This window comes from Pseudomonas sp. MDT1-85 (assembly GCF_054898065.1).
This window is the reverse complement of sequence record NZ_CM142715.1, coordinates 3311703-3329151: the sequence shown is the minus strand read 5'-3', so window position 1 is coordinate 3329151 and position 17449 is coordinate 3311703. Positions and strand designations below refer to the sequence as shown.

Here is a 17449-nt window from a genome sequence, read left to right as displayed (position 1 = left end):
CACGGGCGGAACCGTCATGGACGCGGGCGGCAACTCTAACCACCACACCCACTAAGCGGCTGTTTCGCCACCCCGCGGTTGACCTACGCCATACTTCACGGCGGCCCGAAGCGCATGACGAAGTTTCAGGGCCGGCCGCTCAACGTAGTAGTACGAAACGCCGCTCAACAGAAGCGACAGGGCCAACACTGTTGCAACGATGTGCCCATCATAGGCAACCGGCCAGAAGGCGCGCAGAAAGTACATCACCACAAAGTGATTCAAAAACACGCCGTAGCTGATGTTCCCAAGGAATTCATCAACCCGGTGAAACTTGAGTTTCGTCAGCAGGTACACAGCGGGCATGCCCAACGCTATGCCGGCGGTCACTTCGGCATTGAACGGCCGGCGCTCAATCAAACCCGCCATGATCGCCGCGAACATCAGCGCCGCAACTACGGCGGCGCCAGCGGCGATCGCTAGACCCCTCGCCTGTGGTTTGTACAGGTAGCTGCCGCACAGGAACATGAACAGGACGCCCGGCAATAGCCGGTAGCCGTACAGGTCGGCGTTGATGTAGCCAAGGCACGCGGCCATAAAAACAGCGACAGACAGTGCGAACGCAATGCCCCGAGCCCTGTAGATGATCAGGAAAGGGATTACCAGGTAGAAACACATTTCAAGCCCCAGCGACCAGGCCGGCGGCAAGATCTCTGCTCCGGCGGCCCCGAACATGTAGAAGCCAAGGGGCACGATAGGAAGGCTCGCGGCGATGTTCCTGAGCGTCAGCTCGGCGGCTTGTGGCGTGCCGGGCAGGAGGAAATAGATCACCGCGCAGGAGACGACGAAGTAGAACAGGAACTGGGGGTAAAGCCTCAAGGCTCTATCCATGTAGAACAGGCCGACTTTCTCCGGTGCCTTGTAGTTGCGCTCGATGAGCGAGGTCATCACGAACCCGCTGATGATCAGGAAGGAAATCACGGCAACCACGCCGGGGTTTAGCCCAGCGAACGTCTTGCCCATATGAGAAACGGCCACCAAAACGGCCAACAGCAGACGATAAGCTCCCACTTACACCCCAAACGTCCTTGTAGTTATGGCGCGTAAACTACGATGCTTTGCGCCCGGAGAACAGGCTTTTTCGCCGTAGCTGAATACGAATGAGTGAGCCAATTGCGCGTCGATCCAGCTTCTGGATGCGCTTGACCAGCAGTTGCCCGCGGCGCCGGTCAAGCGCCGGATAATCTCAACGTTCCAATACGTAATGCCCCGGGGCAGCATACAAAGGCGGATATTTGCGGGAGCCGAGCTTACGCGGTGCTGGCTGGCTAGCTCCCGACCGTTGCCGAATCCACTGCCGCCAATGCGGCCACCAACTGCCGGTGTGGCTCTCGCCTGCGTCTTGCAGCAGCTTTCTGGATCTGTGGCAGTCACAGCGCCAGCGTAGAAATACGACTTCGGATTGCCCGGCGGATTGATCAGGCTCTGTAGATGGCCGGCATTGGAGAGGACGAAGGTACTGTCTTCGCCGAACAGTCGGGCGGTACCGTAGCAGCCCTGCCAGGGTGTGATGTGGTCGGTGGTGCCGGCGATCACATAGGCACCGACCTTGACCTTGTCCATGTCAATCGGCTCTCCTACGATCAGCAATGCCCCCGGGTTTCTATAGGGATTGTGCTGGGCCAGATCGAGGTAGTCGGCGTGCAGTTTTGCCGGTAGACGCGTGGAGTCGTTGTTCCATGCAAGAATGTCGAATGCTGGCGGCTTATTGCCAAGCAGGTAGTTGTTGACCCAATAGTTCCAGATCGCCAAGTGACGCATTGCGAGTTCTGCACGCACTTGATCCAGCAGCGAGGAAAATGTTTCACCCTCCTGCGCCAGCTTCCGATGCAGTGTTCGCCTGTCCTATCCCAGATTGGCCGCCACTTGCTCCACCGAGCAATGGCCCGTGGGCAGCACTATCCAGATCATCTGGCGCATTCCAATCAACGTTTGAGTGAGATAGCCGGAGTTCTGGGGTTTTCCGAACTTAGCGCCTTCTCCCGCTGGTTCAGCCGGCACTTCGATTGCAGTCCATCAACCTGGCGAACGCGCCAATCCAATCTGTAATACAGCCTTACACTGCGATACACCCAATGCGAACAAATGACTGTTCAATGGATCAATAGATCCCACAGCAATCCGGGTATCAGGTAATGAATCAACCCAACATGAAAACGCTCACCCGTCTGCTCGCTGCCAGCGTTTGCGCGGCGGCGAGCACCTGTGTAAATGCGGCGCCCGCTACGCCAATCATCCAGACCAGCTTCGACTGCGCCACGGCAAGGGCGTCCATCGAAAAGCTTATCTGTCGCGATCCACAACTGACGCAGATGGATATCGAACTGACGCGTCTTTATCGCCTGGCGCTCACGGATGAACATTCAGTGCCGCGTCCAGACAAAGTCATGATCGACCAGCAGTTCTGGATCGACGCCCGCAATCAGTGTGCCTCCACGTCTGAGGCCAAGGCATGCACGATCCGAAGTTATACCGAGCGCGCGCACCAGCTACGCCAAGGCTCGACAATTGCGAGAACCAAGGATCCAGACAGACTCACCGAAGGCCCTTTGGCGTTTCGGTGTACAGGGTTTAACGCGCTGATTGCCGCCACCTTCTTTAACACCCAGCCCGGCGTCGTGTACCTGAAATGGGCGAACAGCGCGATCACCCTGAGTCAGGTGCTGAATGATTCGGGAACCCAATACACGGGCAAGGACTCTCAGGGGAGCTACAGCTTCTGGCAAGACGGCAACGTGGTGCTTTTCCAGAAGCCAGGCTCAGGGGAAATGAGTTGTACGGTCGAGCCTGTCAGCTGAGACGATCTCTCACGTACTCGGTGATTTATGCCACGGATAGCCTTTGGCACTGAGTTCAAAGGCGTATTTGAACAAGCGCTTCATGTACTCGCCATCGAATTTATGGAGGCGAGAAATGCGGAAGTCGGAGCCGATGTACGCCAGATTGAAGTCCGCCCCATCCTGCTGGGCAATTCGGTAAATTCGATCCAGATCGCTGATCCCCTGAGTCTGGATCAATGCGCTGATGGCTCGACCGCCGATGCTCAAGGTTCGGCGCTTCGTTCCGGACCATTGCAGTTCCAGTTTGCCGTTGCGTATGACATAGAAATGCCGTTCACGACGCAAACGCGCCCCGGGCACCTGGTTCAGCGCCATCACGGTGCCGGGTGGGTAAAGGAACACCTGCGTAAGGACACCTCCGTCCACGTGCATTTCCTGAAACGGGTGGCCGTTAACGTCCACATCAATCATGACGGGTGAGACGGCACCGGGAATACTCATCGACGCGACCATGATGTTGCGAAACAGCTCGAGCGCTCCCGGTGCCTGGCTGGAGGCAATAGCCCCCATGTTCCAAGTAACCGGGCGCCCTGAATCAAGGTCGGTTGTACCGATCATCAGGAGCCGTCCTTTGGCGTATTCCGCCGCGATCGCCGCGAGAATCTCGGCAGTGACGTGCTGTGCAATGAGCCGCGACAGTGGCTTGCTGTGCGCCATACCATCGCTGGTAAGACGGGTCAGCATATTGCGCGCATGGAAAATGTCTTTTGGACCGACTGCATTGCAGATACGCACAATGACATCGTCGTACTGGGGCCCCAGGTAGGCAAACGGGGCGACCAGGGCACCAGCGCTAATGCCGGTGACAACTTTGAACACAGGTCGAGTCCCATGCAGGGTCCATCCCGCAATGATGCCCCCCGCGAATGTGCCGGCGTCGCCGCCGCCCGAAACGGCCAGCATATTTGCCCGCGGCAGGATGTCGTTCGGTAGCCCTGCGCTGGCGAGCGCCTCAGCCTCTCGAAGGTTGGCCTGGCTCACATCCCGAATGAACGGAGTCAGGTCCTGATCCAGCCAGTAGCGAGCATCTGGAATGCCCGGGATCAGCGCTTTTTCCGTTAACGTTGGCGGCACCGCATCACGGCGTTGCAGGCACGCTTGGCGCAACATGTTCAGGGTTGAGGCGCTAGGTCTGAGCTGGAATGGTTACAACACGCCTCCTCCGGCCCTGCAATTGACAGAGCCCGTCACGCACACTCGACACCCGTGACCAGCCTCTCAAATGGCGAGTGGCCTGAACATCTTTCATGCTAGCGCAAGCCCAGACAGTCATGACGTTGGCGGGACGTCCGGTCTGTCTTGCGGATGATTCTCCACTCATAGCCTGTTGCACGCTGTCCAGCAGCAATTGCTCGTTGTAGGGCTTCTCGATGAAGTCATGGACGCCCACCTTGAAGGCGCGAACCACGATCGGCACATACGCGTGCCCGCTGACGAAAATGATCGGCATTTTCAGCTCACGTGCGCGCGTTTCTTCCTGCACGTTCAAACCGCCCATGCCGTCCGACTCGGGACTACTCTCCTCAGCGACCCAAACACTGCATCCCTTGCCCAATGACCCCAATGCTGGTTCATCTACTGGCAGGATCACTCAGAGCCAACTAGATTGACGAAGCGGCAATTGGAGTGCGTCCGCGATTATCGCTCTCCTGTGGAGAATTCGGATGGAACCGGTCGATACCCCTGTTGCTTCAAACGAAGCCCCGTCACTCGAAAACCTGATTCGAGAACGCCGGGATCATATCCAACAGTCCTCCAGCGCCAAATGCCAACCTGAACACTGGGGGCTAGCTCTCTCGGGGGGCGGAATTCGCAGCGCTACGTTTTGTTATGGTCTGATCACAGCACTGGCCAAGGCGAAGGTCTTCTGGCGCTTCGACCTGATGTCTACCGTTTCGGGTGGCGGTTACATTGGCTCCATGGTCGGTCGAATGGCACAGACGACGGCATCGGCGGAGGAATTGCAGAGTCAACTCGGCGAGGAAGACAGCGCTTCCCACCACCGCAAATGGTTACGTGCCAACAGCCGCTACCTCACGCCTCGCGGTAGCCGCGACTTATTGTTCGTTATCGTTACCTTCATTCGGAACCTGGCTGGCGTCCACCTTGAACTGGGATGTTTAGGGTTGCTATTGGGCTGCACCTTGGCAGGTATCGATCTGCTGGCCTGGTGGTTGCTGGACCTCTACATAAGTAACTCTCAGGCCATCCCTGCCGATACCAATCCACTCCAAGTGTGGAACGCTGTCTCACCCTGGCCCACGCTTTGGCTGGCCCTGCCGATCCCCGTGCTGTGGGCTGCCGGGGCAGCGACCTGGTACTGGTACCTGCCTGCTGGCAACCGAACGCCTGCACAAACGGATTGTGCATGGCACAAAGTGACGGAACATCTGGCCATTGCTCTGTGGATTGGGGCGGCCATCGTGCTGCTCGGCGCGATCGACTGGATCGCTTGGCACATCGCCAAGAAGCCCTACCAGCTTTTCTGGCTCGCAGGAGGATTGACTGCCATCCTGGCCGCCTTGCGTACCTTGCTTCCCCTGGTTCAACAAGGGGGACGCTCGGTCAGTGAGCTCATTCGCCAGCGCCTGCCGACGCTACTGGATCTGGCGGGCAAGTTCGGGCTTTTGGTCATGGCTACCTTCTGGACCAGCGTCGTTCATGCAATAACGACCCACCGTGTCTGGGATGCCAACATGGAACAGGTCGACTTCGTTGGTGCGGCTTGTGCCGTTGGGATTCTTGCCGGCATTTCGCTCGCGTGGATCCTGATCTCGGGGCGTAATCTCGACTTTCTGAATCGCTCCTCGCTGCACAACTTCTATCGTGCCAGGCTCACCCGCGCCTACTTGGGGGCCGCGAACCCGGAACGCGAAAATGACTCCAAGGTTACTCAGGTGCATGCTGCGGACGACGTGCAGCTGAATCAGTACACGCCTCACGCCCAGGGAGGCCCCGTTCACATTATCAATGTGTGCATCAATCAGACCTACCAGCGTCATGGGCTGCACAATCTCGACAGACAAGGCGAGTTGATGTCACTGGTCGGTCCTGGACTTTATCAAGTCTCTGGCAAAGCCTGGCACTCGCTGAAGGCTGATTCGCGCGCTACGCTGGGTGCCTGGATGGCCATCTCGGGGGCTGCGGCGGCGCCTGGTCTGGGATCTGCTACGCGACCGGGTCTGGCCACCATGTTGACGACACTGGGGGTGCGCCTGGGCTACTGGTGGAACACCGCCAATGAAGAGCGATCGCAGCCTTGGTATGGCAGGTGGTTACCCAAGTACACCTATCTGCTTTCAGAACTGATGGCCCGGTTCTCCGGAAGTGACAGCCGCATCCAGTATCTCAGCGACGGGGGGCATTCCGAGAACACGGCGGCCTTCCCGCTGCTGGCGGCCCGCTGCAAGTTGATCATGCTGGCAGACTGTGGAGCAGACCCAGACTATCGATTCCAGGATCTGGAAAACCTCATTCGGCGTGCCCGTATCGACTTGAACGTCGACATCCGGTTCGTCAAACCTGCCCATCAATCCATCGAACTTTTCGGGACCCTCGATGACCTGGCTTCCCCCACCCACCCTGCTTGCCTGGCACTTGCCCGGGTGGACTATCCTGGCGACGACGTCCCTGGCGTGCTGGTACTGGTCAAGCCGAACCTGACAACCGGCCTGCCGGAAGACATATACAACTACAGCCGCGACTACCCGAGCTTTCCTCAGGAAACCACTGCCGATCAATTCTTTGACGAGGCTCAGTGGGAGAGCTACTTCTCCCTTGGATGTCACCTTGGCAAGGAGCTGGACAAGAAAACACTGCTATCTCTGGCGGAAATGATCCAGAGCGGATGCCGCGCAGCAAACACCTCGGCACCGAACGATGAGATAACAACATCGCCACAGGGCGACGCCTCCATCAGTAGGCAAGCCGAGATATCGCCCAATGCGCAACGCAGGCCAGGCCGTATCGGAGCGAAATCAGCTGCCGCTGCTGGCTTGGGTATAAGTGCTATTGCCTCGGCGGCTTCCGCATTCTGGCTAGCTCTCCAGAATGTCAGTGCCGACAGCAACACAGCATCCAGGATCGATGTTCAGACATTACGGCCGCTGTACGACACCTATGCCATGTTGTCGCTCGATCCGACCAGTAATGCCGCCGATGAATATGTGGGGCGCATGGCCGCTCAGTTGATGACCACATGGAGATCCGTAAGCGCCAACAAGCAGGAAACCCTGGTCCTGGACAACAACGAAGCCTTGGACATGCTGCGCACGACCTACAGCCTCTGCCAGCCTTTGAGTCACAAACTGGCAGTGTGCAAGATGCTCCTCGAGACATTCGATTGCCCTAAAAAGCCGACCCCCACCTCTGCGGTCAGCCAGAACTTCGGCTACTGGGCTCGTCATGATCCCACCGGCTCACCTCGACTTACAGCGCGGGCGAGTAGTAGCTATTGCCAAACAACGGACAGGGTTCTCTCTACCCAACAACTGGCGGTGGCGACCGTAACCTCCACGTCCAAACAGGAAAAAAAGCAAGCGTCAGTGCGACCCGTCATAACAGTCCCCACACCCAAGGCAGCCGTAGTAAAACCAGAATCACCAAAGTCAGTGGCAGAGACAGTGCCCCAGCCCAAGGCGGTAGAACCAGCACCAACGGGCGTGGCGGCACTCAAGCCTGAAGTAGCGGCAGTGCCAGAGGGAGAAGTGCCAGCCTCAGTTGCAGAGGCAACAGTAGAACCAGAGCCAACGACGCTGGCAGCACCAGAGGCCGAACTGGCAGAAGTCCCGCCTCCAGAATCAGAAGCGTCAACGTCAGTGCCGTCGGTAATAGCGATGCCTGAGCCCGCACCTGAGCCAACACCCCAAGCGGCAGACATAGTGTTATCGGCCTCTGCGCCCCCCACTCCTGAGCGATCTGCGGAACCCGTCTGCAAGGGAATTACCCTCTACACGCAGATCTATGGCGCTGAAGGGCGCGACAATGTGCGCACCCTGCGCTCACTCTGGCGTACCGTCGGTGCCTCCGTCCCCCCAATCGAGGACGTACTGGACAGCGCTCGCCGTCAGGGGCGCAGTGGTCCTGCGCCTTATGGAAAACCTACGGTCATCTACCATCTTGACGATGCCATGGCCTGTGCCGATGCACTCGCAGGAGTGGCTTTTCAGCCCTCGGGAAGCTGGGATGTCATGCCTCTGAACAAGCGTCTTTCCCGCTTGCCCCGTACTATCGAAGTCTGGTTACCACCTGTTGCCGTCACCGCAGGATTCGACCAGTGGGCCAGCAACTATGGTTTCTGCTATCAGGAGCATGCCCCTAATGGTCGGGATGTGCCGTCTTACAGTGTTCACTGCCACCCGAGCCACGCTGCCTGTAAAGAAGCACAGGACTCCAACCCCGGCAGACGCCAATCGGCCTGCGTGGGCACTGAATTGACGAGTAATGAAAAGGACATGCTGCTGCCGTTCAGCGGCTGGGCCGGTTCTCGGTACAACATCGATAGCTCCGAATTCAAAGAGCCGTTTCCAGCGCTGCCGAGATATCCATTGGACCAATAAGCGAGGGTACGCGACCAGCAATTGGTTGGTTGCTCATTAGACACTGCTGAGACCGGCCTGGTGGATACCCAGTTTTTTCAGGCGCGACGCCAGCGTCGTGGGCTTGATGCCCAGAAGCTCGGCGGCACCGTCCTTGCCGAACAACTTGCCACCGCAGGCAGCCATTGCCGCGCACACGGGCAGTTGCTCGAACTTCTCGAACAGCTCGTTCAAGAGTCGACAGACGATTGGGCTGCCCGCGCAAAACACCAGCACACGCTGTAAACCACAGAGCACAACTTAACTATCGCGGGTCAGCTCAGCTCTTGATGGTTTCAGGAAGCTTGGCGATCACTTTGATCTCGAACTCAAAGCCATACAGCCACGTTACCCCGACGGCAGTTAATGTCGGGTGCGGTGCGTTACCCCAGAACTCCGGCACAACCTTCCAGATCGTTTCGAATTTCTCTTGCGGGTCGACGATGAAGACCGTTACGTCAATCACGTCGTCGAAGGTGCAACCGGCAGATCCCAGGATTGCGTTCAGATTGTTGAACGCGAGCCTAACCTGAGTCTCCAGGTCGGGCTCGGGTGAGCCGTCTTCGGTACTACCGACTTGCCCCGAAACGAATAAAAAGCCGTTGGACCGAATAGCCGGCGAATAGCGATTGCGCTCATAAAGCGCTTGGCGTCCGGGCGGAAAAACAACATCACGCGTTGTCATACAGTGCCTCCAGCAAGGGGTCGAAACCGACCCGCAATTAATGATGAAGAGACTTTAAGGACTTGTGCCTGCCCGATAAACGAGCAACTGTAGCCATCACTGTTTGTAAAACCCAAACAATCCAATAGATAGCCGGGGCAGAAATGGACCGTTTCGATGCGATGCTGGCATTTGCTCGGGTGGTGGAAACAGGCAGCTTCACCAAGGCGGCCGAAACACTGCATATGAGCAAGACGAGCGTGACGCAACTGGTGCAGCAGTTGGAGGCCCGGTTACGCGTCAAATTACTCAACCGCACGACGCGCAAGGTCAACGTAACGGCCGATGGCGCCGTCTATTACGAGCGCGTAGTTCGGCTGCTCGCCGACATGGACGATGCCGAGACTAGCTTGTCCAGCGCCTCCGCCCTGCCCCGGGGCCGGCTGCGAGTGGATGTGCCCAGCCCGTTGGCCAGCATGATTCTGGTGCCGGCGTTGCCTGCGTTTCATGCTCGATATCCGGACATCCAGATCGACATGGGCGTCAGCGATCGCATCGTGGATATGATCGGTGAGAATGTAGATTGCGTTGTGCGCGGCGGCGAACTAACCGATCAGTCTCTGATGGCCCGGCGGGTAGGCGACCTGCAGTTGGACGTTTTTGCGGCGCCAAGTTATCTGGAACGCCTCGGTAAACCGTCGCATCCGCAAGAGCTGGAAGATTCGCATCATCGTGTCGTCGGTTTCCTGTGGGCACGCACAGGCAAAGCCGTGCCCTATGCCATGCGCAGCAACAGCGAGAGCGTCCATATCAAGGGTCGCTATGTGTTGGCGGTCGACGATGGAAATGCCTACATGGCGGCCGGGCTGGCCGGCCTCGGAATTCTTTGGCTGCCAGACTACATGTCCAAGCCACACGAAGCGCGCGGCGAGTTGGTCCGTTTGTTCGAAGACTGGCGCCTCGATCCGATGCCGATCTACGTGGCCTTTGCGCCGAACCGGCATATCAGCTTCAAGTTGCGCGTCTTCATTGATTGGGTCGCTGAGTTGATGGCACAGCATGCGCCCATCATGATTCGTGAGGCGTAAAACCAAGCCCCGCCATAAGCGGGGCTTGATGTATTTCACACTGCATCAGGGTTTACGCCCGCCGCCGGGATTTTGCCCGCCGCCAGGGTTTTGCCCTCCACCTTGATTTTGCCCTCCTTCTTTTCTACCTGCTTCTCTATCCTTGTCGTCGGCAAAGTTGCCCGAGCGGCCTCCTCCCTGTTCGCTGCCGGAGCGATTGGTATCGCTGGATTGACGGCCCCCTGAGGCCTGTCCACCTTTTTTGCCGGCGTCGGAGGTGCGTTGCGGATCGTTCATCATCCCGCCGCCCGACTCCCCGCCTTTTTTGCCTGCTTCGGAGGCTTTATCAGGGTCGTTGGCAAAATTGCCAGGTTTTTTGTCACCGGTGTTAGCCATTTTCGTTCTCCTCATTGTTTCTCGCGAACCTTTGTCGGCTCGTCTTATTCCGAGGTTTTCCGGGGTTGAAAGTTTGAACTGATGCGGCATTCTTGCGACCAACGGATGGGGAGTCATTAGTTCCAGAAAACTTCTGCTGCGGCGACTAATGGGGCTGCGTCAAAATGAGTATAAAAATGGGCAGCGCTTATACAAATTGGTGAAAGAAAAGAGCGTTGAGGTCTGGCATCATTCAAGCAGTTACGCTTACTCATCAGCGCTCTAATTTATCCCGTAGGGAGGTACGTCGATGACAGAGCACATCATCCACTTTCATTGCCAGATCGATCAGGGCACCATGGAGCGCTTCAGAGACTGCTGCCTCGATGCCATCGACCAAGGCGCCTCATCCTTGCTGCTGAATCTTTCCACCAGCGGCGGCAGCACCAACTTCGGCTTCGCCCTCTACACCTTCCTCAAATCCCTGCCGGTGCCGCTGTGCGCGATCAATGCCGGCAACATCGAGTCGATGGGCATCATCATGTTCCTGGCCGCCGGCCGACGTATCACCGCGCCCCATTCGCGGTTTCTGATTCACCCAATGAATTGGTACTTCCCCCAAAGCTCGGTCGACCATCAACGCCTGCGCGAATACCTCTTGAGCCTGGATAACGACCTCGCGCGTTACGTGCAAATCTTTGCCCTGGAAACTGCCAACGCAGAGACCAAACTGGATATTTTTCATTGCCTTTCAGCGGAAGAGAAAGTCATTGCGGCGCATGAGTCCCTGGCCTACGGAATCGCCCACGAAATGCATCAGATGGTGTTCGCCGATAACGTCAAACACTGGAAAGTCAGCGGTAGCTGACGCGGCCTTGAGTTTTTCGTTCCGATGGGTCAGGTGCCAGCAATGGGCTGAATTTCCAGGGTCATTCCGTCATTCAGCGTGAGTTTCAGATCCTTGATAGTGCCGGCTACACGGTCCTTGAAAACCGGCTCGCCCTCGGGATCGAGTTCATCGTAGATAAAGCGGTTGCCCTCGAGCCAGCCGACGGCCGTTTGCAGTTTGGGCGTGAGGTAATACTTGCCGTCCAGAAAAAAACCGGCAAACGGTTCTACCCTTTCCCGGTTCTCGATTTCGTAGCGCACGCCGGGGGTCATGCCTGTGGATTCATCAATCATGATGCGTACCTCGTCAGGGTGCCTGATCTGGATCCCGCCTGTTTCAAGGCGTCGACAAATCGGGCTCGACGGGACGTCTGTGCATCAGACCTCCCGTCTTGCCCTGATACCTGTCAAGAAGTGCCCAGCCCACGCGACAGGTCGGCTGAGGTTTCGGACGCGGTCTTGCGCATCTCGCCTGTTTCTCCAGCGATTGCCTCGTGGGGCTCCGTGGTTTCCATCACCTTTTCGCGCACCGCCTCATAGCCCTCCCGTGCTTGCTGTTTGACCTTGCCGGTGAGGCTTGCGCTGGTCCTGCCCAGATAACGGCGCTCCGTTGCGGTGGTGGGTAACGCCGCGCCCAGCAACGCTCCCACCGCGATACCCATCGCAGCCATCAGTAGGGGTTGCTCCTTGAGCAGATGACTGAACTGCTCGCCCATTTCATGAGTCCTGCGCGCCAGGCGCTCACTGGTGTCATGGACGGTGTGGCTGAGCTGATCGCTCTTCGCATGCAGGCTGTCGCTCAGGTGCGCTGCCTTACCCTTGACCGCCTGATAGCTGTCCTTGAGCGAATCAGTGGTGTCGTGCAGACGCTGTCGGGCGCTGTCCATGCCATCGGTGAGCCCTTCGGCCAAGTCATCGGCCCAGTCGACATCCGGCTCGACGCGATATTCCCTGGGCGTTGGCGGGCGATTCTGGCTCATCATCAACCACATCAGCCCGACCGAGGTCAGCACCGCGGGCACGGGGTTGTTGCGCACACTGGTGCCCAGATTGGTCAGGAAGGTCGAGCCGTTGCTTTGCATCATCAGCAGCGCCTGATCGAACATCTGGCCGGGGGTAAACTTGCTTTCCAGCGCGTCGACGATATGCCCGATGTTCTCCCGTTGCGCATCGATTTCACGCTCGATGGTTTCCGGGCTCTTGGCCGCTTCGGTTTCGAATTCTCGGTTCATGACACTTTCCTCCGCAGGGCTTCCTGGTCTTTGTTCAAGGCGTCCAGGGTGCGATCTGGCTTGAAGTGGGAAGGCTCGAATTGTTTTTTACCTGCCTGCAGCATCACGAACCCGATGACCATCACCACGACACCGACAATCAGCGCGGCCAGCCAGGGCGCCATCACCAGGCTCAAGGCATAGACGACCGCCATCAGCAGAATGATGAACCCGGCGAGCAGCACAATGGCGCCCCCGGCGACCCCGGCAATCCCTGCTTTCAATGTCGTCAGGCTGGCCTGCAATTCCACCTTGGCCAACGCCAGCTCCTTAGTGAATAACGCCGGTACTTCCCGAGTTAACTGCCGCAATAAACCGACCACGGAAGCGTCATGATCAGCCGTCGTGACCGACGGTGTGACGGGTGGTGTGCGTTGCAGTTCTGGATCTTCTCTGTTCATCACCGTTCTCCTGAGAAGGGGCTGGACCCCGGCATTGAGGAACTGTCGCCACGATGGTCGGGCGCACTCGGCGAAGACGGCGTGATGCCAGTGGCCAACCCGGGCGACAGATCGCCTCCGGGCGGCATCGATGTTTCATAAAGTCCTTGCGAGCCATCGTCGCTGAACGAGGGTGTGCTGCTCTGGGCAGCGAACTCAGGGTCGGATGTTGCCGGCACGGTCGCCGTGCCCGCTTTCAGGAACCGCGACAGACCGAACCCCACCGCAATGCTGCCGACAATGAACAACCCCGGATTGTCGCGTGCCAGGTCAGCGCCATCGTGCAAAAGCTCTTCGGCACTTTTGCTGCGCAGTTTTCCCGCCAGGCTGCTCATGCTCTCGGCCATGTCCGCCAGGTAGTCGGACATCCCGAACGCATCGTTCGCCCTGATCTCGGAAACGACTGACTGGGCGCCTTTGGCCAATGCTTCAATCTGGTCCGCTGCGGTATCGCGGTACTGGCCGAACTGCTCATCGGCCTGGTGCCGTGCACCGCCTATCGCTTCGGTAACCTCCTCCTTTAAATGCTGAAAGTTTTGTTCGGAGCCTGCGGGATCCCGAGGGGCATCCGGTTGTCCGGTTCTGCTGTCTGGAATAGTCATGTCATCCATCGCCTTCGTAATGAACACGTCAGGAAGTGGCCGCGGGTTGTCCGCGGTAGTGCTTCATTGCAGATGACGAGGGGGGCTGGCAGGGAGTTCCAAGCAGATGATGAAGTGATAAAAAAGACACCCCGGAACCTATGGGAGCGGCGGTGCGGTGGCAAGAGGGCTTCAAGCGTAATGCGATCTGTAGCTGGCGAAGCCTGCGTGCGGCGCTGCTTAATGTGGGGGTGTCAGGCGACGCGACGGCAATGCTGGATGTGCCGGCCTCATCGCGAGCAGGCTCGCTCCCACATTTGACCGCGTTCTCAAGGTGGATACGGTTCAGTGTGGGAGCGAGCCTGCTCGCGATGACGTCAGATGAAACACCGCTAAACAGCAGTCTTGAACCCCTCCTCCCGCTGCAACGCCCGAGCCTGAATCACATCCAGTATTGCGCAACCTTCGCGCATCAGCAGATGCACCGCACGGGTAACACGGGTCAGGTCGCAGTCGGAAATGCCTTGGAGGTTGAGGCTGGACAAGGTGTCGGTCAGATCGCGAACCACGGTGAAGCGGTGCATGGCGCAAGCGGCCATGTCGCTGAGTTCTTTGTGGGTGTTGATGAAGAGCACCGGGGTTTCGGCGTCGTAGGTGTCGATGGGGAGGTAACGGGGCATGACTTGGTCGAACATTGAGGTAGCTCCTGATTAATGAGTTTTCCTGGGTTATCGACCGGCCAAGATCGTCGCGAAATTTGCCGCGAGCCGGAACTATAAAGGGCTGTACTGGAGGGCCGCAACGGGAGACTCTGTCAGAAACTTCCGGAAATTTTGTAGGTTACTTGATGATCGTTCCTATGCGGTACGCGGAGGCTATCGATCCTCACGCGTGTGCCACAAACGCAGTAGGTAAATGGTGGACTCTACTATCTCGTAGCGCATCTCGTAGTGGCCGACTTGAATTCGTCGCACATCACGCGGCTCGAACTCTTCCAGACGCTCGCCAATGCGTGGGTTGGCCAGCAGCGTGGTCGGTGTAGTCGCCAGTTGCTGTACTGTTCGTGCGGCAGCAGGTTGATTCACCGCAGCCAGAAACTCGTACAGCCGGGTAATGTCGGAAAGCGCCTTGCTTGTCCACTTCAACTCCATCAACGCGGCACCGGCAACGGCGTGTCTGTGCTGAGGCTATCAGCCCAGGACTGGACAGCCTGGTGGTCAATCACGCGACCAGCGTCCACATCGGCCAAGGCTTCACGGGTCAGTCGACTGCGTTCCTCTTCCTGATCTATCCAAGCGGATAGGGCCTGTTTGACGATCCAGTTCTTGGAGCGTTCTAGACGCTCAGCCATCAAATCGACTTTCTCGGCAAGCTGAACAGGGACATGGGCTGTCACGGATCGGGTTTTCGCGTTAGTTGCCATGGTCGATTACTCCAGATGTGATTTATCTTGTCTCTTTATCAATCAACTTTAATCAAAACCAATCATATCGAATAGCTATACGTCGTCAAGCGCGACGCCCGATTGAGGTCATACCCTCGATAGACGGACGAAACAGGGTCCAAGATGTCAACGTCAGAAAGTTGAAGTACGAGAAAAATGCACGGGCAACGCGTGACGCTGGGGCTGGGGCTGGCATTGATCTGCATCATCGCGCAGATCGTCAAACCGGCTCGCGAAGCGCTCAATCATCCTCATGCAATTTGATGCCGCGTTTATGCAGCAGGTACGGCACCAGCAACACCAACAGCGTCAGCACCAGAACCGAGGCCGCGATGGGTTGCGTCACAAATATCATCCAGTCGCCCTGACTGATGGACAAGGCGTTGCGCAGTTGTTTTTCCGCCATCGGACCCAGCAGCATGCCGACGATCACCGGGGCGACGGGGAAGTCGAAACGCCGCATCAACACCCCGGCCCAGCCGATGGCCAACATCAGAAACAGGTCGAACGTCGAGTGACGCATGCCGTACACGCCTATGGTGGCGAACACCAGAATGCCGGCGTTCAGGTATGGCCGGGGGATCTGCAAGAGCTTGACCCACAGGCCCACCAACGGCAGGTTCAGCACCAGCAGGATGGCGTTGCCGATGTACAGCGAGGCCACGAGCGTCCAGACCAGCTCGCCCGAGGTCTGGAACAGCAGCGGCCCCGGTTGCAGGTTGTAGTTCTGGAACGCGGCCAACAGGATCGCCGCCGTGGCGGAGGTCGGGATGCCCAGGGTCAGCAACGGCACCAGCGAACCGGTGGCGCTGGCGTTGTTGGCCGCCTCGGGGCCGGCGACACCTTCGATGGCGCCCTCGCCTTTGCTGGCCGCAAACTCTTGCGGGTACTTGCTGAGTTTGCGTTCGGTCGAATAAGACAGGAACGTCGGAATTTCCGCGCCACCGGCCGGAATCGACCCGAATGGAAAACCGATCAAGGTGCCCCGTAGCCACGCGGGGATCGAGCGTTTCCAGTCGGCGCGGGTCATCCACAACGAGGTCAAGCGATGGCGGCCGGCCGTTTCTTCCTTTTGGTAGAGCACGCCGTACAAGGCTTCACCGACGGCAAACAATCCCACCGCGACGAGTACCACTTCGATGCCATCGACCAGTTCGGGCACCTCCATGGTGTAGCGGGCAATGCCCGAGGTCGAGTCCAGGCCGATCAAGCCGATGGTCAACCCGATGCCCAACGAGACAAAGCCGCGCAACATCGACGCACCGAGCACTGCCGATACCGTGGTGAAGGCCAGCACCAGAATCGCGAAATACTCCGCAGGCCCGAACTTCAGCGCCAGCGTGGCCACGAGTGGGGCGAACAGGGTCAACAAGATCGTCGCGATGGTGCCGGCCACGAATGAACCGATAGCGGCCGTCGCCAACGCCGGGCCTGCCCGCCCGTTGCGCGCCATGAGGTTGCCTTCCAGAGCCGTGACCATGGAGGATGATTCACCCGGGGTATTGAGCAGAATCGAGGTGGTAGAGCCGCCAAACTGAGCGCCGTAATAGATGCCGGCAAACATGATCAGCGCGCCGGTAGGATCGACCTTGGCGGTAATCGGCAGCAGCAGCGCGACGGTCAGCGCCGGCCCGATGCCCGGTAAAACACCGATCGCGGTGCCCAGCAGGCAGCCGATAAAACCCCACATCAGATTGATCGGCGCCAACGCGGCACCGAAGCCGGTTGCCAGACTCGAGAGAATGTCCACCTTGTCGACCTCCTTCGGCCCGGATCAGATCCAGGCGTTGACCAGGGGCGGAAGGGAAACCCCTAGCCCGGCGGTGAAAAGCCAGTAAATCGGTAGCGTCAGGGCGATGCCGATGGCCAGGTCCCGCACCGGGCTACGACTGCCAAAACCGCGCGCCGAACAGGCAAACAGCAATGAGGCGGCCAATACGAAACCGATGTAGGTAATGAGCAAGGCAACCCCCACCAGCCCCGCCGTGACCCAGGTCGCCCCAGCCTTGTCGCCGGGCTGAGCCTGGGTGGTTTCGTGGTCGTCGGCAAGGTTGCGAAAACCACCCGTGAGCGCCTGATAGCACATCAATAGACCGACGACGCCGAGAAACACCGCGACAGCGTAGGGGTAGACGTAGGCCGCCATGATGACGAACCCCATCTCGGCCGGAAACCGCGAGGCGCCGAACGCCAATACCACGCTGATGGCGACGACACCTAAACCAATCGCCAGTTGGGCCGGCATGACTCTCCAGCGCCCAGCC

General features: G+C 58.4%; 19 protein-coding genes and 2 pseudogenes. 5 read left to right on the top strand and 16 right to left on the bottom strand.

All coding sequences use genetic code 11. The features are described from left to right. Positions 1–51: 51 nt before the first annotated feature. Both ACYZT2_RS14930 and ACYZT2_RS14925 read right to left on the bottom strand, forming a co-directional pair. Positions 52–1050 (bottom strand): acyltransferase family protein, encoded by a 999-nt coding sequence (locus ACYZT2_RS14930; RefSeq protein ID WP_461965114.1) that lies wholly within the window; start codon positions 1048–1050, stop codon positions 52–54. Continuing rightward, entirely contained in the window at positions 1051–1800 is a 750-nt protein-coding gene (locus ACYZT2_RS14925) for an alpha/beta fold hydrolase (RefSeq protein ID WP_461965112.1), read from the bottom strand. Positions 1801–1866: 66 nt separating this feature from the next. Here ACYZT2_RS14925 and ACYZT2_RS14920 point away from each other — a divergent pair, with 66 nt between their 5' ends. Both ACYZT2_RS14920 and ACYZT2_RS14915 read left to right on the top strand, forming a co-directional pair. After that, entirely contained in the window at positions 1867–2088 is a 222-nt protein-coding gene (locus tag ACYZT2_RS14920) for a helix-turn-helix domain-containing protein (protein WP_461973115.1), read from the top strand. An 86-nt stretch (positions 2089–2174) separates the two neighbouring features. Beyond that, a complete protein-coding gene (locus tag ACYZT2_RS14915) occupies positions 2175–2837 on the top strand; it encodes an MliC family protein (protein WP_461965110.1) in 663 nt (220 codons plus the stop codon). A gap of 9 nt (positions 2838–2846) precedes the next feature. Here ACYZT2_RS14915 and ACYZT2_RS14910 read toward each other — a convergent pair whose 3' ends face one another. Beyond that, a complete protein-coding gene (locus ACYZT2_RS14910) occupies positions 2847–3989 on the bottom strand; it encodes a patatin-like phospholipase family protein (protein WP_081501299.1) in 1143 nt (380 codons plus the stop codon). 205 nt (positions 3990–4194) lie between these two features. After that, a pseudogene (locus ACYZT2_RS14905) lies at positions 4195–4380 on the bottom strand (response regulator); the annotation flags it as partial. A gap of 163 nt (positions 4381–4543) precedes the next feature. Between ACYZT2_RS14905 and ACYZT2_RS14900 the strand changes: the two are divergent. Next, positions 4544–8437 (top strand): patatin-like phospholipase domain-containing protein, encoded by a 3894-nt coding sequence (locus ACYZT2_RS14900; protein ID WP_461965108.1) that lies wholly within the window; start codon positions 4544–4546, stop codon positions 8435–8437. Between the two features lie 36 nt (positions 8438–8473). Here the strand turns inward: ACYZT2_RS14900 and ACYZT2_RS14895 are convergent. Then, positions 8474–8599: pseudogene (locus ACYZT2_RS14895) on the bottom strand (helix-turn-helix domain-containing protein); the annotation flags it as partial. 136 nt (positions 8600–8735) lie between these two features. Continuing rightward, positions 8736–9140 (bottom strand): RidA family protein, encoded by a 405-nt coding sequence (locus ACYZT2_RS14890; RefSeq protein ID WP_447790807.1) that lies wholly within the window; start codon positions 9138–9140, stop codon positions 8736–8738. A 143-nt stretch (positions 9141–9283) separates the two neighbouring features. Here ACYZT2_RS14890 and ACYZT2_RS14885 point away from each other — a divergent pair, with 143 nt between their 5' ends. Beyond that, positions 9284–10207 carry a LysR family transcriptional regulator gene (locus tag ACYZT2_RS14885; protein WP_461965105.1) on the top strand — a complete coding sequence of 308 codons (924 nt, stop codon included), beginning with the start codon at positions 9284–9286 and terminating at the stop codon, positions 10205–10207. A 45-nt stretch (positions 10208–10252) separates the two neighbouring features. Here ACYZT2_RS14885 and ACYZT2_RS14880 read toward each other — a convergent pair whose 3' ends face one another. Then, positions 10253–10582 (bottom strand): KGG domain-containing protein, encoded by a 330-nt coding sequence (locus ACYZT2_RS14880; RefSeq protein WP_461965103.1) that lies wholly within the window; start codon positions 10580–10582, stop codon positions 10253–10255. Positions 10583–10871: 289 nt separating this feature from the next. On the opposite strand from ACYZT2_RS14880, the gene ACYZT2_RS14875 reads away from it, so the two are divergent. Further along, positions 10872–11429 (top strand): ATP-dependent Clp protease proteolytic subunit, encoded by a 558-nt coding sequence (locus ACYZT2_RS14875; protein WP_461965101.1) that lies wholly within the window; start codon positions 10872–10874, stop codon positions 11427–11429. 29 nt (positions 11430–11458) lie between these two features. Here ACYZT2_RS14875 and ACYZT2_RS14870 read toward each other — a convergent pair whose 3' ends face one another. From ACYZT2_RS14870 to ACYZT2_RS14830, 9 genes are all read right to left on the bottom strand, one after another. Then, the gene (locus ACYZT2_RS14870; protein ID WP_461965099.1) at positions 11459–11743 is read right to left on the bottom strand and encodes a hypothetical protein; all 285 of its coding nucleotides are present in this window, start codon (positions 11741–11743) and stop codon (positions 11459–11461) included. 113 nt (positions 11744–11856) lie between these two features. Continuing rightward, entirely contained in the window at positions 11857–12681 is an 825-nt protein-coding gene (locus ACYZT2_RS14865) for a DUF3618 domain-containing protein (RefSeq protein WP_461965097.1), read from the bottom strand. Next, positions 12678–13121, bottom strand: coding sequence for a phage holin family protein (locus ACYZT2_RS14860; RefSeq protein WP_052963288.1), 444 nt, complete (start codon positions 13119–13121; stop codon positions 12678–12680). The genes ACYZT2_RS14865 and ACYZT2_RS14860 overlap by 4 nt, the downstream gene beginning before the upstream one ends. Further along, entirely contained in the window at positions 13121–13762 is a 642-nt protein-coding gene (locus tag ACYZT2_RS14855) for a hypothetical protein (protein ID WP_461965094.1), read from the bottom strand. Before ACYZT2_RS14855 ends, ACYZT2_RS14860 begins: the two co-directional genes overlap by 1 nt. A gap of 371 nt (positions 13763–14133) precedes the next feature. Then, on the bottom strand, positions 14134–14436 hold the full coding sequence (locus ACYZT2_RS14850; RefSeq protein ID WP_461965092.1) for a hypothetical protein: 303 nt from the start codon (positions 14434–14436) through the stop codon (positions 14134–14136). A 180-nt stretch (positions 14437–14616) separates the two neighbouring features. After that, positions 14617–14892 carry a type II toxin-antitoxin system RelE/ParE family toxin gene (locus ACYZT2_RS14845; protein ID WP_461965090.1) on the bottom strand — a complete coding sequence of 92 codons (276 nt, stop codon included), beginning with the start codon at positions 14890–14892 and terminating at the stop codon, positions 14617–14619. Further along, the gene (locus tag ACYZT2_RS14840) at positions 14892–15164 is read right to left on the bottom strand and encodes a CopG family ribbon-helix-helix protein (RefSeq protein WP_461965088.1); all 273 of its coding nucleotides are present in this window, start codon (positions 15162–15164) and stop codon (positions 14892–14894) included. Before ACYZT2_RS14840 ends, ACYZT2_RS14845 begins: the two co-directional genes overlap by 1 nt. 262 nt (positions 15165–15426) lie before the next feature. Then, a complete protein-coding gene (locus tag ACYZT2_RS14835) occupies positions 15427–16935 on the bottom strand; it encodes a tripartite tricarboxylate transporter permease (protein ID WP_461965086.1) in 1509 nt (502 codons plus the stop codon). A gap of 24 nt (positions 16936–16959) precedes the next feature. Continuing rightward, entirely contained in the window at positions 16960–17430 is a 471-nt protein-coding gene (locus tag ACYZT2_RS14830; RefSeq protein ID WP_461965084.1) for a tripartite tricarboxylate transporter TctB family protein, read from the bottom strand. Positions 17431–17449 lie beyond the last annotated feature (19 nt).

Excerpts from the sequence above, each read along its gene's own strand:
- ACYZT2_RS14925 (WP_461965112.1), bottom strand. The coding sequence starts at position 1,800 with ATGCGTCACTTGGCGATCTGGAACTATTGGGTCAACAACTACCTGCTT.
- ACYZT2_RS14920 (WP_461973115.1), top strand. The coding sequence starts at position 1,867 with ATGCAGTGTTCGCCTGTCCTATCCCAGATTGGCCGCCACTTGCTCCAC.
- ACYZT2_RS14915 (WP_461965110.1), top strand. The coding sequence starts at position 2,175 with ATGAATCAACCCAACATGAAAACGCTCACCCGTCTGCTCGCTGCCAGC.
- ACYZT2_RS14910 (WP_081501299.1), bottom strand. The coding sequence starts at position 3,989 with ATGTTGCGCCAAGCGTGCCTGCAACGCCGTGATGCGGTGCCGCCAACG.
- ACYZT2_RS14900 (WP_461965108.1), top strand. The coding sequence starts at position 4,544 with ATGGAACCGGTCGATACCCCTGTTGCTTCAAACGAAGCCCCGTCACTC.
- ACYZT2_RS14890 (WP_447790807.1), bottom strand. The coding sequence starts at position 9,140 with ATGACAACGCGTGATGTTGTTTTTCCGCCCGGACGCCAAGCGCTTTAT.
- ACYZT2_RS14885 (WP_461965105.1), top strand. The coding sequence starts at position 9,284 with ATGGACCGTTTCGATGCGATGCTGGCATTTGCTCGGGTGGTGGAAACA.
- ACYZT2_RS14880 (WP_461965103.1), bottom strand. The coding sequence starts at position 10,582 with ATGGCTAACACCGGTGACAAAAAACCTGGCAATTTTGCCAACGACCCT.
- ACYZT2_RS14875 (WP_461965101.1), top strand. The coding sequence starts at position 10,872 with ATGACAGAGCACATCATCCACTTTCATTGCCAGATCGATCAGGGCACC.
- ACYZT2_RS14870 (WP_461965099.1), bottom strand. The coding sequence starts at position 11,743 with ATGATTGATGAATCCACAGGCATGACCCCCGGCGTGCGCTACGAAATC.
- ACYZT2_RS14865 (WP_461965097.1), bottom strand. The coding sequence starts at position 12,681 with ATGAACCGAGAATTCGAAACCGAAGCGGCCAAGAGCCCGGAAACCATC.
- ACYZT2_RS14860 (WP_052963288.1), bottom strand. The coding sequence starts at position 13,121 with ATGAACAGAGAAGATCCAGAACTGCAACGCACACCACCCGTCACACCG.
- ACYZT2_RS14855 (WP_461965094.1), bottom strand. The coding sequence starts at position 13,762 with ATGACTATTCCAGACAGCAGAACCGGACAACCGGATGCCCCTCGGGAT.
- ACYZT2_RS14850 (WP_461965092.1), bottom strand. The coding sequence starts at position 14,436 with ATGTTCGACCAAGTCATGCCCCGTTACCTCCCCATCGACACCTACGAC.
- ACYZT2_RS14845 (WP_461965090.1), bottom strand. The coding sequence starts at position 14,892 with ATGGAGTTGAAGTGGACAAGCAAGGCGCTTTCCGACATTACCCGGCTG.
- ACYZT2_RS14840 (WP_461965088.1), bottom strand. The coding sequence starts at position 15,164 with ATGGCAACTAACGCGAAAACCCGATCCGTGACAGCCCATGTCCCTGTT.
- ACYZT2_RS14830 (WP_461965084.1), bottom strand. The coding sequence starts at position 17,430 with ATGCCGGCCCAACTGGCGATTGGTTTAGGTGTCGTCGCCATCAGCGTG.